Raw genomic sequence first — 3430 nt, 5'->3', positions numbered from 1 at the left:
ACGACGTCTTGTTCACCGTGGTCGACGTTTCCGGACGATGCGTCCTCCGGGCAATGGACAACCGGTCGGGGGCCTGGGTTACCGTCGCAGACCGCCCGGTCGATCCGGCCGATGTCACCGGCATCGCTCATGCGATCCGGCAGCTCATCGGACCAGGATCACAGCGATCGCCGAACCCGGCGAGGCCGCTTGATGACATACGACCCGGGATGTCTAACACCCCGGTAGAGAGGCAGGCCGGTGATGGACGGCGACACCTTCGCGATCACGGTGTTCATGATGTTCAACGCGCTCTCGATGCTCGGAGCGTTGTTTTGCGGGCACCGGTCCTACCGCCGGCACGGCCGCCCGGGCAGGGCGGTTTTCGCCGCGATCGGTGGTCTTTTCATCGCTCCGATGCTGCTGATGGTGTGTGTTGCGTTGGCCCGGCCCCGCCGGTAGGGCAGCGGGGGTATTCGCGTAGTGAAAAACAGCATAATAGCAGGTCAGAAACCATTTGTTGATCCTCGCTGAGGTAGAATTCGACCTCGAAACGTTCCCCCTTCCAGGGGAAACTACGCCCGGACGGGCGCAGTCGAGGAGGTCGTGTGGCACGCGAGGACATCACCCGGAACACGTTCGATTTCGAAGACGAGGGAGGCAGCAATGGCACAGGTAGACGAGCAACTGACCGAGCAGAGCGAGGGAATCGACGTGACGATCGCCAACGAGACCCGGCGGATCTTGACCGAGTGGGTCGGGATGGACCCGGATCTGACACCCGATCAGCGGCAGGCCCAGATCGACCGGGAGGCGATGCGACTTCAGCAGCTGACCGAGAACGCGGCCGCGCACTTCGAGGCGCAGGGCACCGCACAGTGGCAGCAGGCGAACCCGGGCCGGACACCGGAGTACTGGGACGTGGTGCAGGCGAAGGAATCGGGGTGGCGGGCAGCCCGGGAGATGGTGCTGGCGGAAGAGCTGTACCCGCAGGTGACACCGGAGGTTCTTCGGGAGATCACGGACTTCGAGACCGAGATGGACGCCCAGGTCGAGGCCGAGTACGACCGGGCGTTCCGGGCGCGGGACCGGGATCGGTGGAAGACGCTGAACGTGCGCCCCAGGCCGGTGGCCACCCGAATCGTGGAGAGGGTGTGGCTCGAGAAGCCGGGATGGTTCCGCAGCCTCGCCAAAGCGCTGGTAGCGCAACGGATCGAGGACAATCAGCCGGTGCCGATAACAGCGTTCGATCCGGTCGCCGGCGAGCTGGCCGCGATGATCGAGGAGGAAATGCGGGTCCACCCACCAGCAGACCCGAACCTTCCGTTCTAGAACTCCAAGCGGAGTGGGCGCAGGTCCGCACTCAACTCGATGATCTCGAACGACAGGGCGGCAAGCTCAATGAACGGCACGTTGCCGCAGAGCGGGCACTCGAGACCGCGACCGAGCGGGGTCTTACCCGGGGGATCGCCGCCAACCGGCGGAACTCCACCCGAGTCGGCGAGAAGATCGAACATCTGCGCGAAGAGTGGCGCGTGCTGGCCGCCCGTGAGGGTGAGCTGCGGGGCGAGGTTCAGCGCCTCGTCGGCGATGCCCGGGCGATTCCGCGTGAGGCCGTGCAGGAGGCCGCCGCCGCCGAGCGCAACCCGACGTCGAGTTGGCGCCACGACCCGATCACCCGGGCCCAGATCCGCAAGCTCGAAGAGCTCGCCCACGAGGTCGACAAACCGTTCACCGTCGACACGAGCATCACCAAGGGGCAAGCGCACGACCTGATCTCCGGCATCCTCGCCGGCAACCTCACCGAGGTCCAGTTCACCGGCCGCCCCCGTGGACCCCACTTCCCGGACATCTCACTCGGCGGCGGTGCGGCCACGACCGGGGGAACCGCCGCCGTCGTCGGACCGGCCGCCCCGGTGTCCGCCGACCCGAGGTCGCCGGAGTCCGGGGACCCGGCCGCCGAGGTCGAGACCCGGATCCTGCGGGCACTCGCCGAAGCGGACACCGACGCCGACACCCACGCACAGTCGACCTCGACCACCCCGGCCGAGTTCCTGGCCTGGGCGGAAGGACATTTCACGACCAAAGCCCAGGTGGCCCTGGCCGACCTGATGAGCGACCGGCAGAACCTCACCGACGACATGTTCACGGCATGCCGGGCGATCCTGCTCGACACCGCCCGGTGGCACGAGCTCGGCCGCAAGGGCGCCGAGGCGTACTGGCACGCCCACCGCGACGAGCCGATCCAACATCCGGCGACGACCGCGATCACCGACGCGATCGTGAATGCCCGCGAGGCCGACGACCGCGCCGTCGGCGAGTCCTACCTCGAAACCGCACAGCATGTCGCCGCTGTGCCAGACAACGTCGTCGTCGAACTCGACGATGACGACGAGTTGAGTCTGGAGCAGGCCGAGGCGGAGCTCCTCGAAATCAACGACCGCGACACCGCACTCGAGGCCGTCCAGGAAGCCCTGGACCTGGGCGTGATCCCGGAGAACGACTGGTACTACCGTGCCCGGGCGAAGTTCGACCCCGCGACCCCACTGGATCTGCCGCACCCCGACCTGGACCCGGCCTTTGCCGCCGCACTACGCAAGCTCAAGGGCGAGACCGCACGACGGAAGATGACCAACCAGTGGTGGGCGGGGTGCCACGACGCCCAACGGGCAATCACCGCCACCGACCGGGCTTTCCTGCGCACGCCGACCGCCGCGGATCCCCGCGTGCTCGAGGCCGTCGGTGGGCGCACAGCCCAGGACCTGACCAGGAACTACTCGTACCTCGCCGTCATCAAAGACGCGATCATCGACCTCGCCGCCGGAGGATCCGCTACCCGCCAGGCGGCCGCGCAACTCATCGTGCGCAACATGGGCCAACTCGAGGAGCAGGGATTTCACGAGGTCGTGGCGCAGGCGTGGATCGACGTCCACCGCGACGACCTGACCTGGGACGAGTCGGTGAGCACCGACTGGACGCAGTGGATGCGCGCGCATCTGCGCACCGATCCCCTCGTCGCCCCCTGGGCCGCTGGGCCACTCGAACCGGCCATCACGGTCGCGTTCGAGGTCCTCGACTACGAGCGCCCCGATCTCGCCGACGCCACCGCGAACATCGACCGAGCACGCCTCGCCGCCGAACTCCGCCACACCGTCATGCCGCACCTCCACGACGACATGGACGCAGTTCACGAGTATTTCGAATCCGGTGGCCAGTGGGGGTTGCGGCTGAAGTCGAAGCCACGCTCGGGATTCCGGCACACCGTGCGTAGGTGGGAATACACCCTGGGCGGGCACGACCTGATCAACTGCGGCGGCGACCATCGGGTCGCGGTCGGTGGCCTGCTCGAGTCCGGCGGGCACCCGATCCCGGCGTGGGTCGAACGCACCTACCGGCCGATCCGTCAGGCCCGGGATCGAGTCGTGGCCGCCGCCGCCGAACTGGCGCCGGA

Annotated in this window: 3 protein-coding genes and 1 pseudogene; 3 read left to right on the top strand and 1 reads right to left on the bottom strand. The window is 67.6% G+C overall.

All coding sequences use genetic code 11. The features are described 5' to 3' along the window. Positions 1–243: 243 nt before the first annotated feature. Both RM2_RS22805 and RM2_RS22800 read left to right on the top strand, forming a co-directional pair. Positions 244–441: a hypothetical protein gene (locus tag RM2_RS22805; protein WP_072691735.1), complete on the top strand. Its 198-nt coding sequence runs from the start codon at positions 244–246 to the stop codon at positions 439–441. Between the two features lie 204 nt (positions 442–645). Further along, on the top strand, positions 646–1311 hold the full coding sequence (locus RM2_RS22800; protein ID WP_072691734.1) for a hypothetical protein: 666 nt from the start codon (positions 646–648) through the stop codon (positions 1309–1311). Here RM2_RS22800 and RM2_RS22795 read toward each other — a convergent pair. Then, a complete protein-coding gene (locus tag RM2_RS22795; protein WP_072691733.1) occupies positions 1308–1496 on the bottom strand; it encodes a hypothetical protein in 189 nt (62 codons plus the stop codon). The two genes, RM2_RS22800 and RM2_RS22795, sit on opposite strands and share 4 nt — an antisense overlap. A gap of 18 nt (positions 1497–1514) precedes the next feature. Between RM2_RS22795 and RM2_RS22790 the strand changes: the two are divergent. Beyond that, positions 1515–3430 (top strand): annotated as a pseudogene (locus RM2_RS22790) (helicase-related protein); the annotation flags it as partial.

The sequence above is a fragment of the Rhodococcus marinonascens NBRC 14363 genome, from assembly GCF_001894885.1.
In the GTDB taxonomy this organism is placed as follows: domain Bacteria; phylum Actinomycetota; class Actinomycetes; order Mycobacteriales; family Mycobacteriaceae; genus Rhodococcus_F; species Rhodococcus_F marinonascens.
Note: the sequence above shows the minus strand (reverse complement) of the source record. Positions and strands in the feature narration are given on the sequence as shown.